This window comes from Polaromonas sp. P1_F2 (genome assembly GCF_056405735.1).
The window spans coordinates 51,054-75,207 of sequence record NZ_JBFUBN010000011.1; the positions used below are offsets into that span (position 1 = coordinate 51,054).

The following is a 24,154-nucleotide window of genomic DNA, read 5'->3' on the forward strand; positions in this document are numbered from 1 at the left end:
GAGCCGCGGGCTCCAGCCCCTCGGGGACCGCTGCGCCTGCGGCCCGGCAAAGCCGGTTCCGCGGCCCCTGCTGGTAAAGAGCCCCAAATACGGCCGCAGGGAACTGCAGGTCGCCCCTGTCGTGAAGGCTAAACTCCAGCGGTGTCATTATTCAAAGCCGCCTCCACCGTTTCCCTGCTGACCCTGGCCTCGCGTGTCACGGGCCTTGTCCGGGACCTGCTGATGGCCTCGGTGTTTGGCGTCAGCGCCATGACCGACGCCTTCAACGTCGCTTTCCGGATACCCAACCTGTTTCGCCGGGTACTCGGCGAGGGTGCTTTCAGCCAGGCTTTTGTGCCGGTGCTGGCGGCCTGCAAGGCTGAAAAGGGTGAAGAGGGCGCAAAGCAGCTGATTGACCACGTCGCGACCCTGCTGACCTGGACGCTGGTGCTGCTGTGCGTGGCCGGCGTTCTGGCCGCGCCGCTGATGGTGTGGGCCATGGCGAGCGGCTTGAAGCCGCAGGGCTACAACGCTGCCGTGGTGATGACGCGCTGGATGTTTCCTTATATCGGTTTCATGTCGCTGGTCGCGCTGGCCGGCGGCATCCTCAACACCTGGCGCCGGTTTGCCGTGCCCGCCGCCTCGCCCGTATTGCTGAATGTGGCGCTGATAGGCTCCATCACCCTGGGTGCTCCCTGGTTTGCCAGGCATGGCATCGAGCCGATCTACGCCCAATGCGTGGGGGTGATGGTCGGCGGCCTGCTGCAACTGGGCTTGCAACTGCCCGCGCTGCGGAGTTTGGGCTTGCTGCCGCGGATAGGCGCCAGTTTCACGGCCTTGCGCCAGTCCTGGAATGACCCGGGCACACGCAAGGTGCTGAGCCTGATGCTGCCGGCCCTGCTGGGCGTGAGCGTCGCGCAGATTTCGCTGCTCATCAACACCCAGATCGCCTCGCACCTGGCCACCGGCAGCGTGAGCTGGATCACCTATGCCGACCGCCTCATGGAATTTCCCACCGCCATGCTGGGTGTCGCCCTGGGGGTCGTGCTGATGCCGCAACTGGCTGCGGCGCGCGGCAGCCAGGATGAGGAACGCTACTCGGCCATGCTCGACTGGGGCCTGCGCCTGGTGGTCCTGCTGTCGGTGCCCTGCGCGGTGGCCCTGCTGGTGTTCTCGCAGCCGCTGGTCGCCGTGCTGTACCACTATGGCGCCTTCAGCGACCTCGACGTGCAGCGCACGACGGCGGCGCTCAGCAACTACGGCGTGGGGCTGATGGGCATCGTAGCCGTCAAGGTGCTGGCCCCGGGCTTTTATGCCAGGCACGACATGCGCACGCCGATGCGTATCGCCGTCTGCGTGCTGGTGTTCACGCAGGTGTTGAATTATTTTCTGGTGCCGGTGCTGCAGCATGCGGCCCTGACGCTGTCGATCGCCATCGGCGCCCTGGTCAACGCCTTGTGGCTTTTGCTGGGGCTTTTGAAACGAGGAAGTTACAAACCGGTGCCCGGCTGGGGCAAGTTTGCACTGCAGGTGGGGGGCGCCAGCGCCTTGCTGGCGGCCTTTTTGTTGTGGGCCGCCGGGGCGGTGAGATGGGTCGCCCTGAAAGGCCACTCCATGGAACGCATCGGCTGGCTGGCGCTGGTATTGCTGGCGTCGGCGCTGCTGTATTTCGCGGCGCTGTGGCTGTCCGGCCTCAAGGTAACAAAGCTGCTGAGACATTGACGGGCGGCGCGCTCCAGGTACCGAGCGGCATTTTCCGGATGCCTTTTTGCGCCGGATTATGAGAAAGTAGGGGTCATGCAATTAAATCTGGCTGTACCGTCACCATTGCAATATTTCTCCAGCCTGGTGGAAAGCGACGAGCATTTCCCCCTCCTGGAAGCCGCCATCAGTCTGGCGCAGGACGAATATCCCGACCTGGACGTGCAGCAGGTGCTGGGCGACGTCGACCAGCTGCTGGCCCGCCTCAAGCGGCGCCTGCCGGCAGACGCACCGGCGCTGCAGCGGCTGCGTGCGCTGAACCAGTTCTTTTTCCACGACCTGAATTTCGGCGGCAATGTCAACGACTACTACGACCCCGACAACAGCTACCTGAACGCCGTGTTGCGCACGCGCCGCGGCATTCCGATCACGCTGGCGGTGCTGTGGCTGGAGCTGGCGCTGGGCCTGGGCCTTAACGCGCGCGGCGTGGCCTTTCCGGGGCACTTCATGGTCAAGGTCAACCTGCCCAAGGGCCAGGTGGTGATAGACCCGTTCAGCGGCCAGTCGCTGAGCCGCGAGGAGCTGTCCGAGCGGCTCGAGCCCTTCCGGCAGCACGGCGGCAGCCCGGGCGACGAGTTCGAAGTGCCCATGGGCCTGTACCTGCAGTCGGCGCCGCCGCGCGAGATCATCAGCCGCATGCTGCGCAACCTCAAGGAAATCCACAAGACCCAGGAAGACTGGCAGCGCCTGATCCCGGTGCAGGATCGCCTCATCGTGCTGCAACCCGAAGCCTGGACGGAATACCGCGACCGCGGCCTGGCCTGGGCCGCTCATGGCGAACCCGAACGCGCGATGGCCGACCTGGAAACCTACCTGGCCAACGCCGAGGATGCGCTCGACATCGACGCCATGTCCGAGCGCCTGGCGCAGCTGCGCCAGGGCCGGCACTGAGCGCCGCGGCTCTTACAGCAGCTCGATCTCGCTGAGCGTGAGAAAACAGCTCTCGCGCGTGATCGCCACAAAGTCGGCCAGCCAGGGCCGGCCTGAGGTGTTTTCGGTGCAAGCTACATAGAGACGACCGGTCAGCCCTTTTTTGCCTATGGGCCTGGCGCTCACATAACCGCGGTCCAGGTAGCTCTGCACCGCCCACTTGGGCAGCGCGGCGACGCCACGGCCGCTGGCGACCAGCTGCAGCATCGCAATCGTCAACTCGGTGGTGCGGCGCGCGGGCTTCACGCCTGCCGGCTCCAGCACCTGGCGCACCACGTCCAGCATTTCGTCGGGAACCGGGTAGGTGATCAGGGTTTCATCGGCGAAGTCTTTGGCCGTCAGGTGTGTCTTGGCGACCAGCGCGTGGTGGTTGGCCAGCAGCGCCATGATTTCAAAACGGAACAGCGGATGGAAGTCCACCGTTTCATCGGCGTCGGCCTCCGACACGATGGCGATGTCGGCGCGGTCCTGCAGCACCAGCGCGATCGGGTCGGGGTGAAAGCCCGAGACGATATCCAGCTCCACCTCGGGCCAGCGGGTGCGGAAGGCGTCCATGGCCGGCATCAGCCAGTCAAAACAGGTGTGGCACTCGACCGCGATTCGCAACTGGCCGGAGCGCCCGGTGGCCAGGCGCGCCACGTCGCGCTCGGCTTCCTCGACCTGCGGCAGCACCGTGTCGGCCAGCGCCAGCAGGCGCAGGCCGGTGGTGCTGAACTGCGGCGGCACGGATTTGCGCTCGAACAGCGGCGCGGAATAGCGCTCTTCAAGCAATTTGACCTGATGCGACAGTGCCGACTGCGTGAGATTGAGCAACTGCGCCGCGCGCACCAGGCTGCCGCTGTCGCGCAGGGCGGTCAGGGTGCGCAGGTGGCGCAGTTCAAGGATCGAAAGCGTCATGACGGGTGTGTGGATGAATCAATAATTTTCATGTTGAAAGGCAATATCTTTCGTTTGAATAATAGTTGAATCTGCACGACCATGCGTTCTTTGTTTGATTTGCAATTGGGAGATAAGCGGCATGGTCTACACACACACCCTGGGTTTTCCGCGCATGGGCGCGCACCGGGAACTGAAATTCGCGCTTGAAAAACACTGGCGCGGCGAGATCGGCCTGGCCGCCTTGGAAGCCGCCGGCGCCGAACTGCGTGAGCGCCATTGGGCCGTGCAGAAAGAAGCCGGACTGGACTTCGTGACAGTGGGCGACTTCGCTTTTTACGACCACGTGGCCAACCACATCCAGATGCTGGGCTGCGAGCCGGCGCGCTTCGGCTTCACTGGGCAGGAGCCGGCACTGAGCCGCTACTTCGCGATGGCGCGCGGCGTGATTGCCGAGGGCGGCCAGACCCACTGCCTGGACTGCGGTTGCGGCTGCGGCAATAGCAAAGAAAAAGATCAGGCTGAGAGCGGAACATTCGCGCTCGAGATGACCAAATGGTTCGACACCAATTACCACTACCTGGTGCCGGAGTTCGGCCCGGGCACCGAATTCAGCCTGGCCTCCGAACGCCTGTTTGACGAAGTCGCGCAGGCCCAACTGGCCGGCCATGTCGTCAAGGCGGTGCTGCTGGGGCCGCTGAGTTTCCTCTGGCTGGGCAAGGAAAAGACGCCCGGCTTCGACCGCTTCAGCCTGCTGGGCAAGTTGCTGCCGGTGTACGAAAAAATCCTGGCCCGCCTCAAGGCCCAGGGCGTGAAATGGGTGCAGATGGACGAGCCCATCCTGGGCCTGGACCTGCCGGCGGCCTGGAGCCAGGCTTTTGAATCGAGCTACTGGCAGCTCTCGCGCGGCGGCGTCAAGCTACTGCTGGCGACCTACTTTTCGCCGCTGCAGGAGAACCTGCGCATGGCCTGCCAGTTGCCGGTCGCGGGCCTGCATGTGGATGCGGTGCGTGCACCCGAAGAACTGGTCGGCGTGGCCGACTGGCTGCCCAGCCACAAGGTGCTGTCGGTCGGCATCGTCGACGGCCGCAACATCTGGCGCACCGACCCTGATGCCGCCCTGGCCAGGCTGAGGCCTGTCGCTGAGAAGCACCAGGGCGAGCTCTGGCTGGCGCCGTCCTGCTCGCTGCTGCACGTGCCTTACAGCCTGGAAGCCGAGGACAGGCTGGACACCGAACTCAAGTCCTGGCTGGCCTTCGCGGTCGAGAAACTGTTTGAACTGCGCATGCTGAAGGCCGTGCTCGAGGGCCGCGAAAACTCCGTGGAATCCGAACTGGCCGCCGCCTGCCTGGCGGCCCAGGCGCGCCGCAACAGCCCGCGTGTGCACCGCGCCACCGTGGCGGCGCGGCTGGCCCAGGCCGCCGCGGGCGGCGACCAGCGGCCGTCGCCTTTCAGCCGGCGCCAGCAGCTGCAGCGCGCGCGCTTTGCCTTGCCCTTGTTCCCGACCACCTCGATAGGCTCGTTTCCGCAGACCGCCGAGATACGCGCCGCGCGCGCGGCCTTCAAGCGCGGCGAGATCGGCAAATCGCAGTACGCCGAAAAAATGCAGGCCGAAATCCGGCTGGCGGTGCGCAAGCAGGAAGCGCTGGGCCTGGACGTGTTGGTGCACGGCGAGGCAGAGCGCAACGACATGGTCGAATATTTCGGCGAGCAGCTCGACGGTTTTGCCTTCAGCGCCAACGGCTGGGTGCAGTCCTACGGTTCGCGCTGCGTCAAGCCGCCGGTGATCTACGGCGACGTGGCGCGCCCCGCGGCCATGACGGTGGCCTGGACGGTGTACGCGCAAAGCCTCACGAAACGACCCATGAAGGGCATGCTGACCGGTCCCATCACCATATTGCAATGGTCGTTTGTGCGCGACGACCAACCGCGCAGCCTGACCGCCGGGCAGATCGCCTGGGCGATACGCGACGAGGTGGTGGATCTGGAGGGCGCGGGCATAGGCATCATCCAGATCGACGAGCCGGCGATACGCGAAGGCCTGCCGCTGCGCCGCGCCGGCTGGAAGCCCTACCTGGAATGGGCTACGCGCGCCTTCCGCATCAGCGCCAGCGGCGTGGCGGATGAAACGCAGATCCACACCCACATGTGCTATTCGGAGTTCAACGATATCCTGCCGGAAATCGCGGCCATGGATGCCGACGTGATCACGATTGAAACCAGCCGCTCCGACATGGAACTGCTGCGCGGCTTCGGCGACTTCAAGTACCCCAACGAGATAGGCCCGGGCGTCTACGACATCCATTCACCGCGTGTGCCCACGGTGGACGAGATGGTGCGGCTGCTGCGCAAGGCGGCGGCGGTGATTCCGGCAGAAAACCTCTGGATCAATCCCGACTGCGGCCTGAAAACCCGGGGCTGGCCCGAGACCGAGGCGGCGCTGGGCAATATGGTGCAGGCTGCGCGCGAGGTCCGCGAAGAACTCGCGGCCTGAAGCCAGTCCGGCGCGTCAGGTGCCGCGCTTGAGGAACTGCGGAATCTGCATGCCGTCGGGCGAATTCACGTTGCGTGACATGACAGGCGCGCTGCTGACCTGCACCGGCCGGCCCACCGCGCGGGCTGTGCTCTGGGCGGACATGCGCGCGCCGTGTATCAGCGATTCCTGCGCGGGCATCAGGCTGCCGGGCAGGGAGCTGCCCGGGCGCGACGTGGCTGTTTTTTGCGCGGGCGCCGGGTTGAGCGGCCTGGCGCCCAGTGTCGCGGCGACCGAAGGCCGGGGCGCGACCATCTGCGTCGGGACCTTGGCCACGGTCCTGGCTTGCGTGTGCTCGGGGGCATCGTTGGCCGCCTGTGGCGGGTACAGCGTGGGCCTGAGCCAGTTGAGAATGGGTTGCCATTGAGCGAGGTCGGGTGCTGCGGCGCTGGCCGGCAAATCGAACATCGTCATGCCGCGTTCCAGGCTGCGCACATACAGCTGGGTTTCGCGCAGCGCGCCCAGAAAGGGCATGCCCAGGGTTTCCGACCATTCCTCGAGGACTTTCGCGGCGCTGGTGCGCCCGTCGATGCGCATGCCCACGGTGGCGAGGCGGCAGCGGCCGCTGGCCACGCGCGGCAGCGCCATCAGGTCGGCGTGGCATTGCGCGGCGGACTCGCGGTCGAACATGGAATTGCACACCGGCATGATGATGGCGTCGGCGAACATCACGACCCGCGCGAGTTCAAAGCCGTGCATGCCGCCCGGCGTGTCGAGCACCACATGCGTGATGCCGGTGGGCACGCGCAGCATGTTTTTCTGGTCCACGGCCCAGGGGGCGATGGCCGGCAGCCCGGCGTCGCGGCGCTTGAGCCAGCTGCGCGCCGACTGCTGGCGGTCCACGTCGCCCAGCATGACAGAGCTGCCATTGCGCGCGCACCAGGCGGCGATGTGCGCGGCCAGTGTGCTTTTGCCACTGCCTCCCTTGCGGTTGACGACTGCGATGACCGGCATGCGTGCTCCAAAGACGGATCAGAGGAACAGTTTGATACAGAAATAACAAAAAGTCCAGCGCAAGCCAGTCGGCATCGGTCCCCGCAGCTAGTGTTTTTGTAGCGCAGGCGACTCGCCTTCCGCCGCCTCCCTGAGCCATCCCTTGAGCCAGCGGCAAAACGCCCGGCCTGTTTCGGGGACAGTGCTGCGCGGGTTGATATAGGCCGAATAGCTGGCGTCGCCGCGAACCGCGTCAGGCGCGGCCCGCAGCAGGTGGCCCCGGCGCAAGGGCTCGGCCACCAGCAGTTCAGGCACCACCAGGTGGCCCATGCCGCCTGTCGCCGCCGCGATCGCCAGGAAGTAGTGGTCGAAACTGGCGCTGACCTGGATGCCGGCCGCCTGCAGGCCCACCTGCGCAGACCAGGCGGCCAGTACGTCGGGCCGCGACTGCGCCGCGAGAAACTGCCACTGGCTGACGGGCTTGTTCGCGAACTCGCGGCAACGCGCCGGGGACGCCACGCACACCAGGTTTTCGGCGGCCAGCAGCCAGTGCTCGGCGCCGGCGACGGCCAGGTCGCGTGTGATCAGCACGTCATAGTTGTCGGCCGGGCCCGGCGGCGACAGCGAGGTGACCAGGTCCACCGCCACCGGGGCCGCGGGCTGGAAGCCGGGCAGGGCGGGGATCAGCGTCGTCATCGCAAAGGTGGGCAGCGAGGTGCGCACGATGAGGCGGGCGCCGGCCTGGCTTTGCGCCAACTGGCGGGTGGCCAGCTCTATGGTCGACAGGGCTTCCTGTACCGTGTCGAAATACAGGCGCCCGGCATCGGTCAGGCGCACCGACGTGCCGCTGCGCGCGAACAGAGGCTGGCCGAAGTAGCTCTCCAGCGTGGCGACATGGCGGCTGACACCACCCTGGCTCATGCCCAGCACGCGGCCGGCGCGGCTGAAATTGAGCTGGCGGGCGGCTTCCACGAACACCCGCACGGCATTCAACGGCAGCGCTTGGTGATTGGAGTCATCTGATTTACTCATCATTGGAAGCTGCTTTATTGATGGGTGATGGTGTTATTTCCAGGAAATTCATCGATTATGGCGGTCAACCAGAACATCGCTTGATGATTCCTGCTCATCATTCACTGTCAAAGGCTTTTCCTCATGCCCCTTGTTTTGCATAGCTGCCCCGGCGGCACCCTGCTCCTCCCCGATGCCCTTTTGTGCGACCGCCGCGACGGCGGCCACCTGGTCGTCAACCCGCCGCGGCCGGTCTGGGAGCGCAGCGAACTGGCGCCGCTGGAACTGGCGCGCTGGTCCTGCCTGGTGGCCGCCACCGGCCGCGCCATGCTGGACGTGCTGCCGGCCCTTCACGACGGCTGCCTTAATTACTGGGAGGCCGGCAACTGGGCGCTCAACGACCAGGCCCCGCCCGCCGGGCCCAAGGACGTCCAGGCGCATCGCCGCGTGCATCTGCATGTGCTGGGGCGCAACCGGCAGGCGCTGAATCCCGACTGGCGCTGGGGCGAGTCGCCCAAATTCCCGCGCTGGGCGGACATGGCGGCCTGGGCATCGGGGTTCGTGCCGCTCGGCCCGGAAGAGTGCGAAGCCGTGGCCGGGCGCGTCAAGGTCTTGCTGGACAGCCGTTTCCGCCTGCCCGAGCCCGGCGCGCCGGCATGAATGCCCACACGCTGGCACTGGTGCTCGCGGGGGCGGTCTGCCATGCGCTCTGGAACATCGTGGCCAAGCGCGCGGCCGGCGGTACGCTCTTCGTCTGGCTGTTCGGCTGCGTCAGCGTGGCGGCTGCAGCGCCGGTCGCCCTGGTGGCCTGGCATCTGCATCCGCAGGCCTTTGACCGCTGGATGTGGCTGGCCGTGCTGGCCAGTGCGCTGGTGCACGTGGTGTATTTGCTGGTGCTGCAAAAAGGCTACCGGGCGGGCGACTTCGCCGTGGTCTATCCCATGGCCAGGGGCACCGGGCCGCTGCTCGCGGTGCTGGGGGCTGTGGTGTTGCTCGGCGAACTGCCCAGCGTGCTGGGCTGGCTCGGCGTGGCTCTGGTGCTGGCCGGTGTTTTCATGACGGCGGGTGGCGCCACGGGTGCCGCCAGCGGTGATGTGCAGCGGCGCCGGCGCGGCGTGCTCTGGGGCGCGCTGACCGGCGTCTGCATCGCCGGCTATACCGTGATTGATGGCTGGGCGGTGAAGTCGCTGGGCATGGCGCCTGTGCTGTTCTACGCCACGAGCCTGGCGTTTCGCACGGTGCTGCTCGCGCCTTGGGCCTTGCACCAGCGCGGCGCGCTGTGCGGGCAGTGGCGGAAGCACCGCGCGGCGATTCTGCTGGTCGGTGTGCTCTCGCCGCTGGCCTACTGCCTGGTGTTGTTCGCCGTGCAGTCCGCGCCGCTCAGCTATGTGGCCCCGGTGCGCGAGATGTCGATGTTGATAGGCACGCTGGTGGGCGCCCGGCTGCTCAAGGAATCGCTCAAGCCCTCGCAGGTGTTGGGCGCGGCGCTGATGTTGCTGGGTGTGGCGGGGCTGGCGCTGGCATGAGCTGCTCAGGCGGTGGTGATGGGGGTACTCGCCTGCGGCCGCAGGGAGTTGCGCCAGACCCACAACAACCCTAGCGCCGCCACGCTGAAAATGGCGCCTGAGGCAAAGCTGGCCGGCGCGCCCCACTGGTCCCAGAGCACCCCGGCCAGCGTGCTGGCCAGCAGCAGCGCCAGGCCGCTCACGAGGTTGAAGAAGCCGAAAGCCGTTCCGCGCAGGTCCACCGGCGCCGTGTCGGCCACCATGGTGGCGAGCAGGCCCTGGGTCATGGCCATGTGCAGGCCCCACAGCGCGATGCCCGTCGCCATCGTGCCCCAGTGGCTGGCGGCGGCCAGCAGCAGGTCGGCCGCCGCGAGCACCGCCAGGCCCCAGGCCAGCAAGGCGCTGTGGCTGACACGGTCGGCCAGCTTGCCGAAAGGGTAGGCGCCCAGGGAATAGACGACGTTCATGGCCACCAGCACCAGCGGCGTGTAAGCCACCGGCAGGCCGCCCTGCATGGCGCGCAGCAGCAAAAACGCTTCGCTGAAGCGCGCCAGCATGAATACCGCGCCCAGCACCGCCACGCGCCAGTAAGGCGCGCCCAGGCGTTTCAGGTTGGCGCGCGTGATGGGGTTGAGCCGCGGGGCGCCCGGCACCTGCTCGCGATCGGGCTCGCGCACGCCGAACAGCAGCAGCGCCACGGCCAGAAAACCGGGGATGACGGCGACCCAAAACACCGCGCGGAAGTCGTTGGCCCAGAGCAGCATCAGGCCCATGGCCAGCAGCGGCCCGACAAAGGCGCCCACCGTGTCCAGCGACTGGCGCAGCCCGAAGGCCGCGCCGCGCATGCCGGCCGGGGCCAGGTCGGCCACCATGGCGTCGCGCGGCGCGCCGCGCAGGCCTTTGCCCACGCGGTCCGCCAGGCGGGCGGTGAGCACCATCCCCGTCGTCGCGGCCAGCGCGAACAGCGGTTTGGAGGCCGCGCCCAGGCCATAGCCCAGCAGCGCCAGCGGCTTGCGTTTGCCCCAGTAGTCGCTGAGCACGCCCGAGAACACCTTGACGATGAGGGCCGTGGCTTCGGCCAGGCCTTCGATCAGGCCCACAGCCCAGAGGCTGGTGCCCAGCACCGTGACCATGAAGACGGGCAGCAGGCTGTGGATCATCTCGGACGAGATGTCCATCAGCAGGCTGACAAAGCCCAGCGCCCAGATGGCCGCCGGAAGGCGGCGGGGCGGGGTGGGGGAAGGAGGGGTGGATTGCGGCATGGGGTGTTGGCTTGCCGCGCCGGGGTGTTCAGCCGACCGTGACTGCGGCGCCTTCGCCCTTGGCGGCGATCACGCCGATCTCATAGACCTGCTCACCCGCGTCGCGCAGGGTCTTGGCCGTGGCCTGGGCGTTGGCGGCATCCACCACCACGACCATACCGATGCCGTTGTTGAAGGTGCGGTTCATCTCGAAGTCGTCGATGCCGGCGGTTTTTTGCAGCCAGGCGAACAGCTCGGTTTGCGGCCAGCTGCCTTTTTTGAGCTGGGCGGCCGTGCCTTCGGGCAGCACGCGCGGGATATTTTCAAGCAAACCGCCGCCGGTGATGTGGGCCAGTGCCTTGATGGGGTGGGCGGCCAGCGCGGCCAGCACGTTCTTGACGTAAAGGCGGGTGGGTTCCATCAGGGCCTGCTTGAAGGGTTTGCCGTCCAGTGTGGCGGGGGCGTTGCCGGCCGCGCGCTCTATGCACTTGCGCACCAGGCTGAAACCATTGGAATGCACGCCGCTGCTGGCCAGGCCCAGCACCACGTCGCCGGGCTTGACGTCCTTGCCGGTCAAAATCTTGGATTTTTCGACCGCGCCCACGGCAAAACCGGCCAGGTCGTATTCGCCGGCCGGGTACATGCCGGGCATTTCGGCGGTTTCGCCGCCAATCAGGGCGCAGCCGCTCAGTTCGCAGCCCCTGGCGATGCCGCCGACCACGGCCGCGGCCGTGTCCACGTCCAGCTTGCCGCAGGCGAAGTAATCGAGGAAAAACAGCGGTTCGGCGCCCTGCACCAGCACGTCGTTGACGCTCATGGCCACCAGGTCTATGCCCACGGTGTCGTGCATCTGCCATTCAAAGGCCAGCTTGAGCTTGGTGCCCACGCCGTCGGTGCCGCTGACCAGCACGGGTTCCTTGTAGCGTTTGGGCACTTCAAACAGCGCGCCGAAGCCGCCAATGCCGGCCAGCACGCCTTCACGCATGGTTTTTTTGGCCAGGGGCTTGATGCGCTCGACCAGCGCGTCGCCCGCGTCGATGTCGACGCCCGCGTCTTTGTAGCTCAGGGGGGAAGAAGAAGAGGTGGTCATGGTGTCGGCTTTGCTACGGGTTGGGGCGGTAGAGGGACGGTAGGGCGGATGAGGGGGCTGGAAGGCGGGTTTGCGGCGCTGGAGGGGCCTGCAAGCCCGATAGAATTCAGCCTGAGATTCTAAAGGCTACCCATCCGGCCGCTTTCAGGCCCTTATGCGGCCTGTTCCGGCCCGCTCAACCCAAGGCTTTATGCAATTCACCACCGCTCAAAAACGCGCCGCCGCCTGGTGCCTGATCGCCGCCCTGGTCGTTCTCGCGCTGTGGCTGCTGGGGCCGGTGCTCACGCCCTTTGTGGTCGCAGCGGTGCTGGCCTATGCGCTGACGCCGCTGGTCAACCGGCTGGATTCCACGGGCAAGGGCCGCCTGCCGCGCGTGGTGGCGGTGATAGTGGTCGAATTCCTCTTCATCGTTGTGCTGCTGAGCCTGTTCCTGCTGATCGTGCCCATCATGGCCAAGGAACTGCCGGTGCTGCGCGAGCAGGTGCCGCTGCTGGCCGACAGGCTCAACACCAGTCTGGCCCCGTGGCTGGCGCAGTTCGGCATCCATGTGTCGCTGGACGTGGGCAGCATCAAGGCCTTTGTGGTGAAGTACCTCAATGCCAATTTCGAGGACCTGTTCACCTCCCTGATGTCCTCGCTCAAGCTGGGCGGCAGCGTGGCGCTGGCCATCATCGGCAACGCCGTGCTGATTCCGGTGGCGCTGTTCTACCTGCTGATGGACTGGGAAAAGTTCGTCGCCCGCGTGCTGGAGCTGGTGCCGCCCCACCTGCGCGGCGGCTTCGACAGCTTCACGGCGGAAGCCGACGCGGTGCTGGGCCAGTACCTGCGCGGCCAGTTGCTGGTCATGTTGATCATGGCGGTGTTCTATGCCGTGGGCCTGGCCCTGTTCGGCCTGGACCTGGCCGTGCCGATCGGCGTTTTCACGGGCCTGGCGATGTTCATCCCCTACCTCGGCTTCGGCCTGGGCCTGATGCTGGCGGTGCTGGCCGGCCTGCTGGAATTCGCCTCGCTCAAGGCGCTGGTCATGGTGGCCGTGGTCTACGGCATCGGGCAAGTGGTGGAAAGCCTGTATTTCACGCCGCGCCTGGTGGGCGAGCGCATAGGCCTGCACCCGCTGGCGGTGATTTTTGCCTTGCTGGCTTTCGGCCAGGTGTTCGGCTTTGTCGGTGTGCTGGTGGCCCTGCCGGCCAGCGCCGTGCTGCTGGTGGGCATACGCCGCGTCAAGGCCAGCTATATGGCCAGTCGGCTTTACAAGGCTGGGTGACAGCAATGGGGCTGGAATAGACACATGGCGGGCATGAAACAGATTGCGCTGGACATCGGGCTGGCCTCGGCTCCCTCGTTCGCCAATTTTTTTGGCGGGCCGAACGAAGCCGCGCTCAAGCACCTCGAACTGTGGGCCGGCAATACGCTGCGTTCACCCGTGCCCACCTACCTCTGGGGTGAAACCGCCAGCGGCAAGACCCATCTGCTCAAGGCCGTGCGCGAGGCGCTGCGCGAGCAGGGCGCCGCCAGCGGCTGGATGGACGCCTCGCTGCTGGAGCCGCCCGAATTCAACGACGCCTGGGCCGCCGTCATCCTGGACGACTGCCACCTCTACACCGCGGTGCAGCAGCAGGCGGCCTTCAACTGGTTCGTCAACGCGCTCAGCGCCTCTGACGGCCGGCCGCGCTGGGTGCTGGCCGCCGGCAACGTGCCGCCCGCCGACCTGGCGCTGCGCGAGGATTTGCGCACCCGCCTGGGCTGGGGCCATGTGTTCGCGCTGCAGGCCCTGACCGAGCCCGAGCGGCGCGCCGTCTTGCGGCGCGAGGCCGACGCGCGCGGCGTGTTCCTGAGCGACGAGGCCATGGATTTCATGCTGACCCGCTTTTCGCGCGACCTCGGCAGCCTGATGCAGCTGCTCGACCAGCTCGACGGCTACGCCCTGCAAACCAAGCGCGCCATCACCATCCCCCTGATCAAGTCCATGCTGGAGAGTGAATGACGGGCAAGAAAAAGATTGCATTGTTCGACCTGGATCACACGCTGATCCCCATCGATTCCGATTACGAATGGGGCGAGTTCACGATTGCGCTGGGCTGGTGCGATAGCACCGAGTTCAAACGTCGCAATGCCGAATTCTTCGAGCATTACCGCGCCGGCACGCTGGACATCCACGACTACGTGCGTTTCGCCACCCAGGCCATCCGCGAGCAGGGCGCCGCCAGTTCGGCCGCCGCTCATGCCCGTTTCATGCGGGAGGTCGTGCAAAAAGCCATCACACCCCAGGCCCTGGCCCTGGTGGATGGCCACCGCGCGGCGGGCGACGAACTGGTCATCGTCACCGCCACCAATGAATTCGTCACGCGCCCCATCGCCGACGCTTTCGGCGTCAAGGAGCTGATAGCGGTGGAGCTCGAACGCGACGCCCAGGGCTGGGTGACCGGGGAAATCCGGGGCACGCCCTCGGCCCGTGAAGGCAAGGTCACGCGCATGGAACAATGGCTGGCCTCCCGCCGGCTGTCCTGGGACGACGTGGAAACCACGTTCTACACCGATTCCCTGAACGACCTGGCCTTGATGGAGAAGGCGGCCCACCCCGTCGCCACCAACCCCGACGAGCGCCTGCGGGCGCTGGCGGTAGAGCGCGGATGGCGCATACTTGAGCTGTTTACCTAGTATTTCATGATCAAAAAATTCATCGACAAGCTGTTCGGCAAGTCCGACAGCACGGAGCCCGGTGCCAAGCGGGCCAAAAAATCCCCCTTCGGGCAGCGCCAGGACGTAGGCGTCAAGGAACACGGCATCGACGTCAAGCTGGTGGACGACCGCGCCATGGACGTGGTGCACACGCTCCAGGACGCCGGTTATGAGGCCTACATCGTCGGCGGCGCGGTGCGCGACCTGCTGGTGGGCCTGCGGCCCAAGGACTTCGACGTCGCCACCGACGCCACGCCCGAGCAGGTCAAGTCCCTGTTCCGCCGCGCTTTCATCATCGGCAGGCGCTTTCGCATCGTGCACGTCATCTACGGCCGTGGCCGCGAGCATGAGGTCATCGAGGTCTCGACCTTCCGTGCCCACCTCGACAGCAGCCTGGCCGAGCAGGTCGGCGGCAACGAGCGCACCAGTAAGAGCGAACTGGCCGGCATGAAACACGCCGTCGACGCCTCCGGCCGGGTGCTGCGCGACAACGTCTGGGGCCCCATCGAGCAGGATGCCGCGCGCCGCGATTTCACCATCAACGCGATGTACTACGACCCTGAAACGCAGGTGGTGGTCGACTACCACAACGGCATCAAGGACGCCAAAAAACGAATCATCCGCATGATCGGCAGCCCGGCCGTGCGCTACCGCGAAGACCCGGTGCGCATCATCCGCGCCGTGCGTTTCGCGGCCAAGCTCAGCGCGCTGGGTTTCAAGTTTGAAGACAAGACGGTGGCGCCGCTTCGCGAGATGAAGGGCCTGCTGGCCGACGTGCCGCAGTCGCGCCTCTTCGACGAAATGCTCAAGCTGCTGCAGACCGGCCATGCGCTGGCCAGCATCGCCCAGCTCAAGTTCCTGGGCCTGGGCACCGGCATCTACCCGCTGCTCGACGTGGTGGTTGAAAACGCCGACGAACCCTTCCTCAAGCTGGCCCTGCAGGACACCGACCGCCGTGTCGGCGAAGGCAAGCCGGTGGCACCCAGCTTTTTGCTGTCCTGCGTGCTGTGGGCCGACGTGCGCGAAGGTTGGGAGCAGCGCAAGAAGCGCGGCGAGCACCTCATGCCCGCGCTGCAGGACGCGATCGACGATGCCTTCAACGCCAAGATCGGCGACGTGTCGGGCCGCGGCAAGCTGGGTACCGACATGCGCGAGATCTGGACCATGCAGCCGCGCTTTGAAAAACGCAGCGGCAGCGCGCCCTATTCATTGCTCGAGCAGCCGCGCTTTCGCGCCGGCTTCGATTTCCTGCGCCTGCGCGCGCAGACCGGCGAGATTGACATGGAACTGGCCGAGTGGTGGGAGAAATTCAGCACCGCCTACGACGACGAACGCCACGCGATGATCGAAGAGGCGCGCCAAGCGCAGCAACATAAACCGCAGGCGCCTCGGGTTCGCGTCAAGCGCCCTGATGCCGAAGCGGGCGCCGGCCAGGCAGACCGCGCCGAACGCGGCACGCCCGATGCGGATGCGTCCGGCGAGCAGGGCGACGCCGCACCCGCCAAAAAACGCCGGCGCCGCCGCAAGCCGGCCAATCGCGGTGGTGCGGGTGGCGACGCTGCTGCGGCTCCTGCTCCCGCAGGCAACGACGGCGAGTAAGCCACGAGGCGCGCAGAGCACGGGCATGGTTGACGCCTACATCGGCCTGGGCGCCAACCTCGGTGATGCGGCCGCCGCGCTCGCACAGGCTACGAAGGATGTGGCCAGCCTGCCGGGCACCGCACTGATCGCCCGATCCAGCCTTTACCGGACTGCGCCCATCACCACTGCCGATGGCGCGCAAGTCCAGACATCGGGAGAGGATTACCTCAATGCTGTTCTCAGAATCGAAACCAGCCTGCCGGCGCCGGTTTTGCTGCAGCATCTGCTCCGGATCGAATTGTCTGCAGGCCGCGAGCGGCCCTACCTGCACGCCCCGCGAACGCTGGATCTTGACTTGCTGATGTACGGCAGCGGGCACATTGAGTCGCCCCACCTGACGGTGCCCCATCCGCGTATGTGGCAACGCGCTTTTGTGTTGGTGCCGCTGGCGGAAATCGAGCCTGGGCTGGTCAGTGCCGCGCAGCTGGCGGCCGTGGTGCAGCAGCGCATCGAGAGGCTTTCAGGCCTGTAGCGCACTCAACGGATTCACGGTTCACCCGCTATGGCAGATTCAATCAACGATTCGCTTAAACGCGGAGTGGACCCATGGGTGCTGCGCGGCATTGGCGCGCTTGCACTGGTGGCAGGCATGCCGTTCGTAGCCTTGGTTGGTTTTGCTGCGATCAAATTGAACTCAAGGGTTTTTGCCGAGCAGCCTGTTTTTGTCCTGGCGATGCTGGCTGTACCAGGGCTGATCGCAGCATTCCTGCTGTCTGTCGGTTGGCGCCTGCTGCTCAATCGGCCTAACAAGTACCAATCATTGCTGCATCCCGTTGCGTGGTGGGTGATCGCAACTCTCTTGATTGTTGCAGGCGCATGGCTGGCGTTCGTGCTGGTTTCCGGGAAACGGTATGAAGGCCTTGTCTGGGCGGTGTTCGTGGTACTTCTGGGTCTGGTTTCCACGGTGATCGGCATGCGAACAATGCGTGGTACCTGGGGTGTGAACAACGCGGCACCATCGGGCGTTGCAGGCGTGAATTCCTGGTCCCTCAAGGTTGCAACAGTGCAAGGTGCCCCGTTACGGATTCATTGGTCCTTGCCGGCCGGTGGTTTGATGCTCTCCATCTTTTCAGGGTTCAGTCTGACAGAGTGGCTCTACTACTGCCTCGCATTTTTGGCTCTCATTTCAATTCACGAGCTAGGTCATTTTGCCGCCGCGCGATTGCTTGGTCTCAAAGTGTTCTCTGTTGATATTTCCGGCTTGGGCGGTCAATGCAATGTCCAGGCCCCACGCGGAGTTCGAGACACCCTGCTTGTGTTCTCAGCGGGCCTGCTGGCTCAGTGCGCCTTGTTTCTGCTGACATTGCTGTACATCGCAATTTTTGGTTGGCCCACGAGCGCGTTTGGCAAGTGCGTGGCCTTTACGTTTACCGCTTACAACGCTTTCCTGTTTGTGCTGAATCTGATTCCCGGCAAAACTTTTAGCGGCCTTTCGACCGATGGGAATATCATTTGGAAGGTGATCCTGCATGCCACAAGAGGCACGCCTCATCCGTTCCCGGATCCTATTGCGGCAACGCGTGTCTTTCCCGCGGAAACAAGCTTGTTGTCGTTGGACGATTTTTCGACACCTGGCTTTACCACGGGTGTCGAAATACTGAATGACAGCAAGACACCGATGGAATTCGTCGTCACGACCCTCATGCAGCAACTGCAGCTTGACCGGGAAAAAGCGATCATCTTGATGTTGGAGATCCACAAGAATGGTGGCGCTTTGGTGCCGACAGCCGGATTGGACAGGGCAGAGGCCATTGCAGCGGCTGTCACCGAGGCGGCTCGCAATCAAGGTCATCCATTCGTTTGCCGGGCTGTGGAGGCTCGGGCTTGCCAGGAGCCGCCACACCACAATGGCAACTGACGTTCAACAGCTCCGTGAAGCGAGTGTCGACTAAGGCGCCAGCCGCTCGCGCAGCCAGCCGCCATCACCCTGCAGCGTGTAGCGCAACCGGTCATGCAGCCGGCTCTTGCGGCCCTGCCAGAACTGCCAGTTGTCGGGCTTGAGGCGGTAGCCGCCCCAATGCGGAGGGCGCGGGGGCTGCAGCAAAAATTTCGCGCCGTACTTGGCCGCATTGGCCACGAGCACGCCGCGCCCGGCGATCACCTCGCTTTGTGGGCTGGCCCAGGCGCCTATGCGGGAATCCAGCGGCCGGGTGTTGAAGTAGGCGTCGCTTTCCTCGGCGGAAACCTTTTCGACCACACCCTCGATGCGTACCACGCGCTCCAGTTCCACCCAATGGAACTGCAGCGCCGCGTAAGGGTTGCCGGCCAGTTCCCGGCCCTTGCGGCTGTCGTAATTGGTGAACCAGGTGATGCCGCGCTCGTCATAGCCCTTGATCAGCACGATGCGGGTGGAGGGGCGCAGGTCGCTGGCCACGGTGGCCAAGGTCATGGCATTGGGCTCGGGCACCTCGGCCGCGATGGCTTCCTGCAGCCATTGCTCGAACTGCCTGAGCGGGTCGGCCTGCGAGGCATCTTCGTTGAGTTCGGCGCGTTCGTAGCTTTTGCGCAGGTCGGCAATGGAGAGGGTGGGCTGGCTCATGCCCATGATTGTGCCCGCTCGGCTCATGCCCCTGCGCGCAGCCGGCCTTGGTCCGCACCTTATGGCTTGCCTTTTTGCGAGGCTTGAGGAGGGGCTTGATAACGAATTAATATTCGCTTATATTCTGAGCTTCCCCATGAAGCCCAAAGACGACGAAAAGCAGCGCGCGATTGCCGAGGCCACCTTCAACCTGGTGGCCCAGACCGGCCTGAGCGGCCTGACCATGGCCGACATCGCCCGCACGGCCGGCATCGCCACCAGCACGCTTTACGTCTATTACCCATCCAAGGACGAGCTCATCAGCCAGCTCTACGAAGAAGCCAAGACCGCGACCATGCAGCGGCTGATGGACGGCGTGCTCCCCGGCGCACCCCTTCGTAGCCGGGTGCGGCGCATCTGGTGCAACCTGCTGCGGCACCGGCTGGAGCGCCACGCCGAGGTGGTGTTCCAGGAGCAGTACTACAACTCCCCCTGGTTCACGCAGGGCAACCGCGAGCTGTCGGCCCGGCTGGCGGCGAGCTTCCTGGCGCTGATGGAAGAAGGCCAGCAGCAGGAAATCTTCAAGCCCGTGCCGCTGCCCCTGCTGACGGCCAGCGTGGTGGGCTCGGTGCGGGAAACCGCCAACCTGATACGCACACAGGTACTGCCCGATGACGAGGCCGTGCGGCAGGCGGCCTTCGGGCTGTGCTGGGACGCCATCAAGGCCTGATCGCCTGGATAGCCTCCCGAAAGTGAATACCCCCTGATATCCGCGGGCCAAGTTATTTTGATAAAAACCGTGCTTTAAGCGAATATAAATTCGACAAGTCGCTTCCAGATTTCTCCGCTGACCCGTTTCCCCCCGTTTTCCCGCTTCCCCTAACAACAACTGCAAGGAGTTCCACGATGCCCACCCTCAACATCAACGGCAAGGACACCGCCGTCAACGCCGATGGATCCACCCCCATACTCTGGGCCCTGCGCGATACGCTGGGCATGACGGGCACCAAGTTCGGCTGCGGCGCCGCGCTGTGCGGCGCCTGCACCGTGCACCTCAACGGCACGGCCATACGTTCATGCATCACGCCGATCTCGGCCGCCGCCGGCCAGAAAATCACCACCATTGAAGCCGTGGCCACCGACCGCGTGGGCAAAGCGGTGCAGGACGCCTGGGTCAAGCATGACGTGGCGCAATGCGGCTACTGCCAGAGCGGCCAGGTGATGAGCGCCACGGCCTTGCTCAAGGCCAACGCCAAGCCCAGCGACGCCGACATCGACGGCGCCATGGCCGGCAACATCTGCCGCTGCGGCACCTATGTGCGCATTCGCGCGGCCATCAAAGACGCCGCCCAAACCCTGGCTTGAAGGAGAACACCATGTATTCCAATTCCACAGACACCTTCGACATCGCCTCGCAATTGCCAAAAGGCCTGCAGGCCCTCATGCAAAAAGCGCAAGCGGCTACCAAAACCATAGCGGATGCCGAGCTGCCGCGCCGCAGCTTCCTCAAGGTCGCAACTGCCGGCGGCTTTGCGCTCGGGGCGTTTCCGCTGCTCACGCAAGCGCAAACCATGGCGACGGCGGGGACACCCGCCGCATCCAGCCTCAAGCCGACCCAGCAACCCTCGGCCTTTGTGCGCATCGACAAGGACGGCACGGTGACCGTCACCATCAACCGGCTCGACTTCGGGCAGGGTGTGCAGACCGGCCTGCCCATGATCCTGGCCGAAGAGCTTGACGCCGACTGGGCTCTGGTCAAAAGCCAGCACGGCAATGCCGACCCCGCTTATGTGGACCCGGCTTTCGGCATGCACCTCACGGGCGGTTCGGGTTCGATCAAGAACTCCTACACGCAGTACCGCGAACTCGGCGCGCGCACCCGCGCCATGCTGGTGTCCGCCGCGGCGGCGCAATGGGGCGTCGATGCCGGCAGCCTGCGCACCCAGCAGGGTGTTGTCATCGGCCCCGGTGGCAAGCGCCTCACCTATGGCGAGCTCGCCGAGGCGGCCATGAAGCTGCCGGTGCCCGAGGCGGTCACGCTCAAGGACCCGAAGCAGTTCCGCATCATCGGAAAACCCACGGGCCGGCTCGATGCGCGCGCCAAATCCACCGGCAACCAAAGTTACGGCATTGACGTGCGCCTGCCCGGCATGCTGACGGCCGTGGTGGCGCATCCGCCGGTGTTCGCCGGCAAGCTCAAGTCGCTGGACGACAGCGCCGCCAAAGCCGTTCCCGGCGTGAAAGCCGTGCTGCGCGTGCCGCTGGACCGCGGCGGTGAGGGCGTGGCGGTGGTGGCCGATGGCTACTGGGCCGCCAAGCAGGGCCGCGATGCACTCAAGGTGGAATGGGATACCAGCGGCGTCGAAAAGGTTGACAGCGCGCAACAGCTCGCGAGCTACCGCGCGCTGGCTCAAAAGACCGGTGCGCTCAAGTACAACGACAACATCGGCAAGCTGGCAACGGCTCCCAAAAAGATCAGCGCCGAGTTTGTCTTCCCCTACCTGGCCCACGCGCCTATGGAGCCGCTCAACTGCACGGTGCAGCTCAGCGGCCAGGGCGCGGATGCCAAAGCCGAACTCTGGCTGGGCACGCAGATGCCGGGCCTGGACACGCTGGCCGCGTCCAAGGCCCTGGGCGTGGCGCCGCAGAACGTCAAGATGAATGTGCAGATGGCCGGCGGCGGTTTTGGCCGCCGCGCGATTGCCACCAGCGACTACGTCGTGGAGGCCTGCAATGTCGCCAGGGCCGCGCGCGGCGCCGGGCTGACGGCCGCGGTGCGCACGCTGTGGAGCCGCGAGGACGACATCAAGGGCGGCTACTACCGTCCCATGCATGTGCACCGCGCCGAGATCGGCTTTGACGAAAAGGGCGAGATCCTGGGTTGGGACCATGTCATCGTCGGCCAGTCCATCGTCGGCGGCACGCCGTTTGAAGCCTTCATGGTCAAGGACGGCGTGGACGGCACCATGGTCGAAGGCATGAAAGAGCCTTACGAGATCCCGATGCGGCTGTCGGTGCACCACCCCAAGCTCAATGTGCCGGTGCTCTGGTGGCGCAGCGTGGGCTCCACCCACACGGCCTACGTGATGGAAACGCTGATCGATGAGGTCGCGCGCAGCTCGGGGCAGGACCCGGTGGCCTACCGCATGAAGCAGTTCGGCAGCAAGCACCCGCGCCACGCCGCCGCGCTGCAAGTGGCGGTCGACAAATCCGCCTACGGCAAACGCACGCTGGCCGCTGGCCGCGCCTGGGGCGTGGCGGTGCACGAATCCTTCAATACCGTGGTGGCCTATGTGGTCGAAGCCTCGGTCAAGGACAACACGCCGGTGCTGCATGGCATCACCGCGGGCGTGCACTGCAACCTCGCGATCAACCCGACCAGCATCGAAGCGCAGATCCAGGGCGCGGCGCTGATGGGCTTGTCGATGTGCCTTCCAGGCGCCGCCATCACGCTGAAAGACGGCGTGGTGGAACAGAGCAACTTCGGCGACTTCCCGGTGCCGCGCATCACCGACATGCCCACGGTGGCGGTGTTCATCGTGCCCAGCGCCGATGCGCCCACCGGCCTGGGCGAACCCGGCCTGCCGCCGCTGGCTCCGGCCTTTGCCAATGCGATCGCCAAACTCACGGGCAAGCCCGCGCCGCGCGAGCTGCCTTTTAAACTGGCGTGATGGACAAAGGCGTGGCGAGGGGCGACCCCACGGTGCTGGTGCTGGCCTCGGGCCGGGGGGAGCGCTTTGCCGCGTCGGGCGGCGGTACGCACAAGCTGCAGGCCTTGCTGGCCGGCAAACCGGTGCTGCGCCACACCCTGGACGCCGTGGCCGCCAGCGGCCTGCCCTGGCACCTGGAGGATGCGGGCCATCCCGGCATGGGCGATTGCATCGCGGCTGCCGTGCGGGCCACACCTGAAGCCTCGGGATGGCTGGTCTTGCCGGGTGATCTGCCGCTGGTGCAGGCCGCCACGCTGCGGACGGTGGCCGATGCGCTGGCGCGGCATGCGGTGGTGGTGCCGATGTTCAAGGGGGTACGCGGCCACCCGGTGGGTTTTTCGGCCGCGTGCCGCGAGGCGCTGCTGGCATTGACCGGAAACCGGGGCGCGTCCCCGGTGGTCCAAGCGCAGGCCGCGCTCCAGTCCGTAGAGTTGCTCGACCTGGCCGATGAAGGCATCGTCACCGACATCGATACGCTGGAAGATTTGCAGCGCGCCGAAGCGCTGCTCGCGCGGCGCTGAGTTTTCTAGCTTAGCGCGATCACTGCGCAGGCCAGCCGCGGGCCGGAGTTTCCGGTGGGCTGGGTTTTGAAGTCGTCAGGATCGCGGTGCACGATGAGGCCCTTGCCCACAATGTTGTTCATGCCGTTGCCGACGGCAATGGTTTTCGATTCAAAGCTGAATTTCGCGACACCGGACGCGTCGGCCTTGAGGCTGGGCAAGTCGCCGGTATGGTGAGCCATGTCCGAATGGCTGCCGTGGGGCTGGCCGCCGGGGTTGAAGTGGCCGCCGGTGCTCATGCCGTCGCCGCTGGAGCAATCGCCTTTTTCATGCACATGAAAGCCGTGCTCGGCGTTCGGCTTGAGGCCGCGAATCTCGCCCGAGACCAATACCTTGTCACCGCTCTGGGTGAAGTTCACGGTGCCGGCCGCGCTGTTGCCGGTGGTGCTTTGCAGCTGGGCCACGGCGCGCGGGCCGCTCGTGGTGGATGCGCAGGCGCTGAGCACAAGGGCGGCGGCGAGTGGCGCCAGACGGTAGATCATGATGCGGTCTCCTGAAGAGTTGGTGGGGACATGAAAAAATCAAAGGCCCACTGTAGGCCGCATGGCCCGCGCTGGCAAGACGCAAACGGTGCCTAGCCATTAACCAGCGCCAACAGTTTGCCCAGTGCATGGTCGTGAATGCCCAGGGTCTTCAGCTTGTCGTAGGTGAGCTGCGCGTATTCGCGCGTGGTGCCGTAGCGTCCGCAGGAGTCTGAAAAAATCCGCCGGTAGACGTCCTCGCTGAGCACGCCGGTGTGGCTGGGGCTGCGCTTGGACAGCGTGAAGGCCAGTGCTCGCAGGTCGCCCTGCGTGGTCTGGCAGCGCAGCCATTTGGGGTCGTAGACGCCGTTGGGCATCTCGCGCGCCCACAAGGCGGGCAGGGCGCCCGCCACCTGAGCTCGCGGGATGCGAAAGGCCATTCCCTTGCAACTGCCGCCGGGCAGCAGGCCGAAGACCAGGCCCGGGCATTCCGGCGTGCCGCGGTTCACGCGGCTCCACATTTTCAGCGCGCGGTGGTAGCCGTGGATGGTGGCAAAGCGCTCTTCCGCATGCTCGAACTCCGGGCGCCAGATCAGCGAGGCGTAGGCGAAGATCCACAGGTCGTGCTTGCCGCCCCACTCGCGCATGACGGTCTCCAGCATATGGTCGGGGTTGCGGGGAACGGAAAGACCGGGACCGGCCAGTTGCTTTGCTGAGTTTTCCACA

Annotated in this window: 23 protein-coding genes; 15 read left to right on the forward strand and 8 right to left on the reverse strand. The window is 65.6% G+C overall.

The window, feature by feature from the left end; all coding sequences use genetic code 11:
• Positions 1–141: 141 nt before the first annotated feature.
• A complete protein-coding gene (murJ, locus tag AC1D0O_RS19660; protein ID WP_477655169.1) occupies positions 142–1,701 on the forward strand; it encodes a murein biosynthesis integral membrane protein MurJ in 1,560 nt (519 codons plus the stop codon).
• Positions 1,702–1,776: 75 nt separating this feature from the next.
• Positions 1,777–2,631 (forward strand): SirB1 family protein, encoded by an 855-nt coding sequence (locus AC1D0O_RS19665; RefSeq protein WP_477655170.1) that lies wholly within the window; start codon positions 1,777–1,779, stop codon positions 2,629–2,631.
• Between the two features lie 12 nt (positions 2,632–2,643).
• Here the strand turns inward: AC1D0O_RS19665 and AC1D0O_RS19670 are convergent, their stop codons facing one another.
• Positions 2,644–3,567, reverse strand: coding sequence for a LysR family transcriptional regulator (locus AC1D0O_RS19670; protein WP_477655171.1), 924 nt, complete (start codon positions 3,565–3,567; stop codon positions 2,644–2,646).
• Positions 3,568–3,688: 121 nt separating this feature from the next.
• Here AC1D0O_RS19670 and metE point away from each other — a divergent pair, with 121 nt between their 5' ends.
• Positions 3,689–6,040, forward strand: coding sequence for a 5-methyltetrahydropteroyltriglutamate--homocysteine S-methyltransferase (gene metE, locus AC1D0O_RS19675; RefSeq protein ID WP_477655172.1), 2,352 nt, complete (start codon positions 3,689–3,691; stop codon positions 6,038–6,040).
• Between the two features lie 15 nt (positions 6,041–6,055).
• Here metE and AC1D0O_RS19680 read toward each other — a convergent pair whose 3' ends face one another.
• Both AC1D0O_RS19680 and AC1D0O_RS19685 read right to left on the reverse strand, forming a co-directional pair.
• Positions 6,056–7,033: a ParA family protein gene (locus tag AC1D0O_RS19680; protein ID WP_477655173.1), complete on the reverse strand. Its 978-nt coding sequence runs from the start codon at positions 7,031–7,033 to the stop codon at positions 6,056–6,058.
• 87 nt (positions 7,034–7,120) lie between these two features.
• Entirely contained in the window at positions 7,121–8,047 is a 927-nt protein-coding gene (locus tag AC1D0O_RS19685; protein WP_477655174.1) for a LysR family transcriptional regulator, read from the reverse strand.
• 120 nt (positions 8,048–8,167) lie between these two features.
• On the opposite strand from AC1D0O_RS19685, the gene AC1D0O_RS19690 reads away from it, so the two are divergent.
• Together AC1D0O_RS19690 and AC1D0O_RS19695 are read left to right on the forward strand one after the other, a co-directional pair.
• On the forward strand, positions 8,168–8,683 hold the full coding sequence (locus tag AC1D0O_RS19690) for a hypothetical protein (RefSeq protein WP_477655175.1): 516 nt from the start codon (positions 8,168–8,170) through the stop codon (positions 8,681–8,683).
• Positions 8,680–9,549, forward strand: coding sequence for an EamA family transporter (locus AC1D0O_RS19695; protein ID WP_477655176.1), 870 nt, complete (start codon positions 8,680–8,682; stop codon positions 9,547–9,549). Before AC1D0O_RS19690 ends, AC1D0O_RS19695 begins: the two co-directional genes overlap by 4 nt.
• A gap of 5 nt (positions 9,550–9,554) precedes the next feature.
• Here AC1D0O_RS19695 and AC1D0O_RS19700 read toward each other — a convergent pair whose 3' ends face one another.
• Together AC1D0O_RS19700 and purM are read right to left on the reverse strand one after the other, a co-directional pair.
• A complete protein-coding gene (locus AC1D0O_RS19700) occupies positions 9,555–10,790 on the reverse strand; it encodes an MFS transporter (protein ID WP_477655177.1) in 1,236 nt (411 codons plus the stop codon).
• 28 nt (positions 10,791–10,818) lie between these two features.
• Positions 10,819–11,859 carry a phosphoribosylformylglycinamidine cyclo-ligase gene (gene purM / locus AC1D0O_RS19705; protein WP_477655178.1) on the reverse strand — a complete coding sequence of 347 codons (1,041 nt, stop codon included), beginning with the start codon at positions 11,857–11,859 and terminating at the stop codon, positions 10,819–10,821.
• A 190-nt stretch (positions 11,860–12,049) separates the two neighbouring features.
• On the opposite strand from purM, the gene AC1D0O_RS19710 reads away from it, so the two are divergent.
• The 6 genes from AC1D0O_RS19710 to AC1D0O_RS19735 are packed head-to-tail and all read left to right on the forward strand — an operon-like array spanning position 12,050 to position 18,037.
• A complete protein-coding gene (locus AC1D0O_RS19710; protein WP_477655179.1) occupies positions 12,050–13,123 on the forward strand; it encodes an AI-2E family transporter in 1,074 nt (357 codons plus the stop codon).
• Positions 13,124–13,156: 33 nt separating this feature from the next.
• Positions 13,157–13,843: a DnaA regulatory inactivator Hda gene (gene hda, locus AC1D0O_RS19715; protein ID WP_477655180.1), complete on the forward strand. Its 687-nt coding sequence runs from the start codon at positions 13,157–13,159 to the stop codon at positions 13,841–13,843.
• Positions 13,840–14,517, forward strand: coding sequence for an HAD family hydrolase (locus AC1D0O_RS19720; protein WP_477655181.1), 678 nt, complete (start codon positions 13,840–13,842; stop codon positions 14,515–14,517). Before hda ends, AC1D0O_RS19720 begins: the two co-directional genes overlap by 4 nt.
• 6 nt (positions 14,518–14,523) lie before the next feature.
• The gene (gene pcnB, locus AC1D0O_RS19725) at positions 14,524–16,137 is read left to right on the forward strand and encodes a polynucleotide adenylyltransferase PcnB (protein WP_477655182.1); all 1,614 of its coding nucleotides are present in this window, start codon (positions 14,524–14,526) and stop codon (positions 16,135–16,137) included.
• Between the two features lie 25 nt (positions 16,138–16,162).
• Positions 16,163–16,651 carry a 2-amino-4-hydroxy-6-hydroxymethyldihydropteridine diphosphokinase gene (gene folK / locus AC1D0O_RS19730; RefSeq protein WP_477655183.1) on the forward strand — a complete coding sequence of 163 codons (489 nt, stop codon included), beginning with the start codon at positions 16,163–16,165 and terminating at the stop codon, positions 16,649–16,651.
• Between the two features lie 30 nt (positions 16,652–16,681).
• Positions 16,682–18,037 (forward strand): ATP-dependent Clp protease adaptor ClpS, encoded by a 1,356-nt coding sequence (locus AC1D0O_RS19735; protein ID WP_477655184.1) that lies wholly within the window; start codon positions 16,682–16,684, stop codon positions 18,035–18,037.
• Between the two features lie 30 nt (positions 18,038–18,067).
• On the opposite strand, the gene pdxH is transcribed toward AC1D0O_RS19735, so the two are convergent.
• Positions 18,068–18,718, reverse strand: a complete 651-nt coding sequence (pdxH, locus tag AC1D0O_RS19740) for a pyridoxamine 5'-phosphate oxidase (RefSeq protein WP_477655185.1) — start codon at positions 18,716–18,718, stop codon at positions 18,068–18,070.
• 136 nt (positions 18,719–18,854) lie between these two features.
• Here pdxH and AC1D0O_RS19745 point away from each other — a divergent pair, with 136 nt between their 5' ends.
• The 4 genes from AC1D0O_RS19745 to AC1D0O_RS19760 all read left to right on the forward strand — a co-directional run bounded on the left by AC1D0O_RS19745 (position 18,855) and on the right by AC1D0O_RS19760 (position 22,928).
• Positions 18,855–19,427: a TetR/AcrR family transcriptional regulator gene (locus tag AC1D0O_RS19745; RefSeq protein ID WP_477655186.1), complete on the forward strand. Its 573-nt coding sequence runs from the start codon at positions 18,855–18,857 to the stop codon at positions 19,425–19,427.
• Between the two features lie 176 nt (positions 19,428–19,603).
• Positions 19,604–20,062, forward strand: a complete 459-nt coding sequence (locus AC1D0O_RS19750; protein WP_477655187.1) for a (2Fe-2S)-binding protein — start codon at positions 19,604–19,606, stop codon at positions 20,060–20,062.
• An 11-nt stretch (positions 20,063–20,073) separates the two neighbouring features.
• A complete protein-coding gene (locus tag AC1D0O_RS19755) occupies positions 20,074–22,368 on the forward strand; it encodes a xanthine dehydrogenase family protein molybdopterin-binding subunit (protein WP_477655188.1) in 2,295 nt (764 codons plus the stop codon).
• Positions 22,368–22,928 carry a nucleotidyltransferase family protein gene (locus AC1D0O_RS19760; RefSeq protein ID WP_477655189.1) on the forward strand — a complete coding sequence of 187 codons (561 nt, stop codon included), beginning with the start codon at positions 22,368–22,370 and terminating at the stop codon, positions 22,926–22,928. Before AC1D0O_RS19755 ends, AC1D0O_RS19760 begins: the two co-directional genes overlap by 1 nt.
• A gap of 5 nt (positions 22,929–22,933) precedes the next feature.
• On the opposite strand, the gene AC1D0O_RS19765 is transcribed toward AC1D0O_RS19760, so the two are convergent.
• Together AC1D0O_RS19765 and AC1D0O_RS19770 are read right to left on the reverse strand one after the other, a co-directional pair.
• Positions 22,934–23,449: a superoxide dismutase family protein gene (locus AC1D0O_RS19765; protein WP_477655190.1), complete on the reverse strand. Its 516-nt coding sequence runs from the start codon at positions 23,447–23,449 to the stop codon at positions 22,934–22,936.
• 92 nt (positions 23,450–23,541) lie between these two features.
• The gene (locus AC1D0O_RS19770; RefSeq protein ID WP_477655191.1) at positions 23,542–24,090 is read right to left on the reverse strand and encodes a gamma-glutamylcyclotransferase; all 549 of its coding nucleotides are present in this window, start codon (positions 24,088–24,090) and stop codon (positions 23,542–23,544) included.
• Positions 24,091–24,154 lie beyond the last annotated feature (64 nt).

What these genes read in the sequence shown, in the direction of transcription:
- AC1D0O_RS19665 (WP_477655170.1), top strand. Translation starts at nt 1,777, where the DNA reads ATGCAATTAAATCTGGCTGTACCGTCACCATTGCAATATTTCTCCAGC.
- AC1D0O_RS19670 (WP_477655171.1), bottom strand. Translation starts at nt 3,567, where the DNA reads ATGACGCTTTCGATCCTTGAACTGCGCCACCTGCGCACCCTGACCGCC.
- metE (WP_477655172.1), top strand. Translation starts at nt 3,689, where the DNA reads ATGGTCTACACACACACCCTGGGTTTTCCGCGCATGGGCGCGCACCGG.
- AC1D0O_RS19680 (WP_477655173.1), bottom strand. Translation starts at nt 7,033, where the DNA reads ATGCCGGTCATCGCAGTCGTCAACCGCAAGGGAGGCAGTGGCAAAAGC.
- AC1D0O_RS19685 (WP_477655174.1), bottom strand. Translation starts at nt 8,047, where the DNA reads ATGATGAGTAAATCAGATGACTCCAATCACCAAGCGCTGCCGTTGAAT.
- AC1D0O_RS19690 (WP_477655175.1), top strand. Translation starts at nt 8,168, where the DNA reads ATGCCCCTTGTTTTGCATAGCTGCCCCGGCGGCACCCTGCTCCTCCCC.
- AC1D0O_RS19695 (WP_477655176.1), top strand. Translation starts at nt 8,680, where the DNA reads ATGAATGCCCACACGCTGGCACTGGTGCTCGCGGGGGCGGTCTGCCAT.
- AC1D0O_RS19700 (WP_477655177.1), bottom strand. Translation starts at nt 10,790, where the DNA reads ATGCCGCAATCCACCCCTCCTTCCCCCACCCCGCCCCGCCGCCTTCCG.
- purM (WP_477655178.1), bottom strand. Translation starts at nt 11,859, where the DNA reads ATGACCACCTCTTCTTCTTCCCCCCTGAGCTACAAAGACGCGGGCGTC.
- AC1D0O_RS19710 (WP_477655179.1), top strand. Translation starts at nt 12,050, where the DNA reads ATGCAATTCACCACCGCTCAAAAACGCGCCGCCGCCTGGTGCCTGATC.
- hda (WP_477655180.1), top strand. Translation starts at nt 13,157, where the DNA reads ATGAAACAGATTGCGCTGGACATCGGGCTGGCCTCGGCTCCCTCGTTC.
- AC1D0O_RS19720 (WP_477655181.1), top strand. Translation starts at nt 13,840, where the DNA reads ATGACGGGCAAGAAAAAGATTGCATTGTTCGACCTGGATCACACGCTG.
- pcnB (WP_477655182.1), top strand. Translation starts at nt 14,524, where the DNA reads ATGATCAAAAAATTCATCGACAAGCTGTTCGGCAAGTCCGACAGCACG.
- folK (WP_477655183.1), top strand. Translation starts at nt 16,163, where the DNA reads ATGGTTGACGCCTACATCGGCCTGGGCGCCAACCTCGGTGATGCGGCC.
- AC1D0O_RS19735 (WP_477655184.1), top strand. Translation starts at nt 16,682, where the DNA reads ATGGCAGATTCAATCAACGATTCGCTTAAACGCGGAGTGGACCCATGG.
- pdxH (WP_477655185.1), bottom strand. Translation starts at nt 18,718, where the DNA reads ATGAGCCAGCCCACCCTCTCCATTGCCGACCTGCGCAAAAGCTACGAA.
- AC1D0O_RS19745 (WP_477655186.1), top strand. Translation starts at nt 18,855, where the DNA reads ATGAAGCCCAAAGACGACGAAAAGCAGCGCGCGATTGCCGAGGCCACC.
- AC1D0O_RS19750 (WP_477655187.1), top strand. Translation starts at nt 19,604, where the DNA reads ATGCCCACCCTCAACATCAACGGCAAGGACACCGCCGTCAACGCCGAT.
- AC1D0O_RS19755 (WP_477655188.1), top strand. Translation starts at nt 20,074, where the DNA reads ATGTATTCCAATTCCACAGACACCTTCGACATCGCCTCGCAATTGCCA.
- AC1D0O_RS19760 (WP_477655189.1), top strand. Translation starts at nt 22,368, where the DNA reads ATGGACAAAGGCGTGGCGAGGGGCGACCCCACGGTGCTGGTGCTGGCC.
- AC1D0O_RS19765 (WP_477655190.1), bottom strand. Translation starts at nt 23,449, where the DNA reads ATGATCTACCGTCTGGCGCCACTCGCCGCCGCCCTTGTGCTCAGCGCC.
- AC1D0O_RS19770 (WP_477655191.1), bottom strand. Translation starts at nt 24,090, where the DNA reads ATGCTGGAGACCGTCATGCGCGAGTGGGGCGGCAAGCACGACCTGTGG.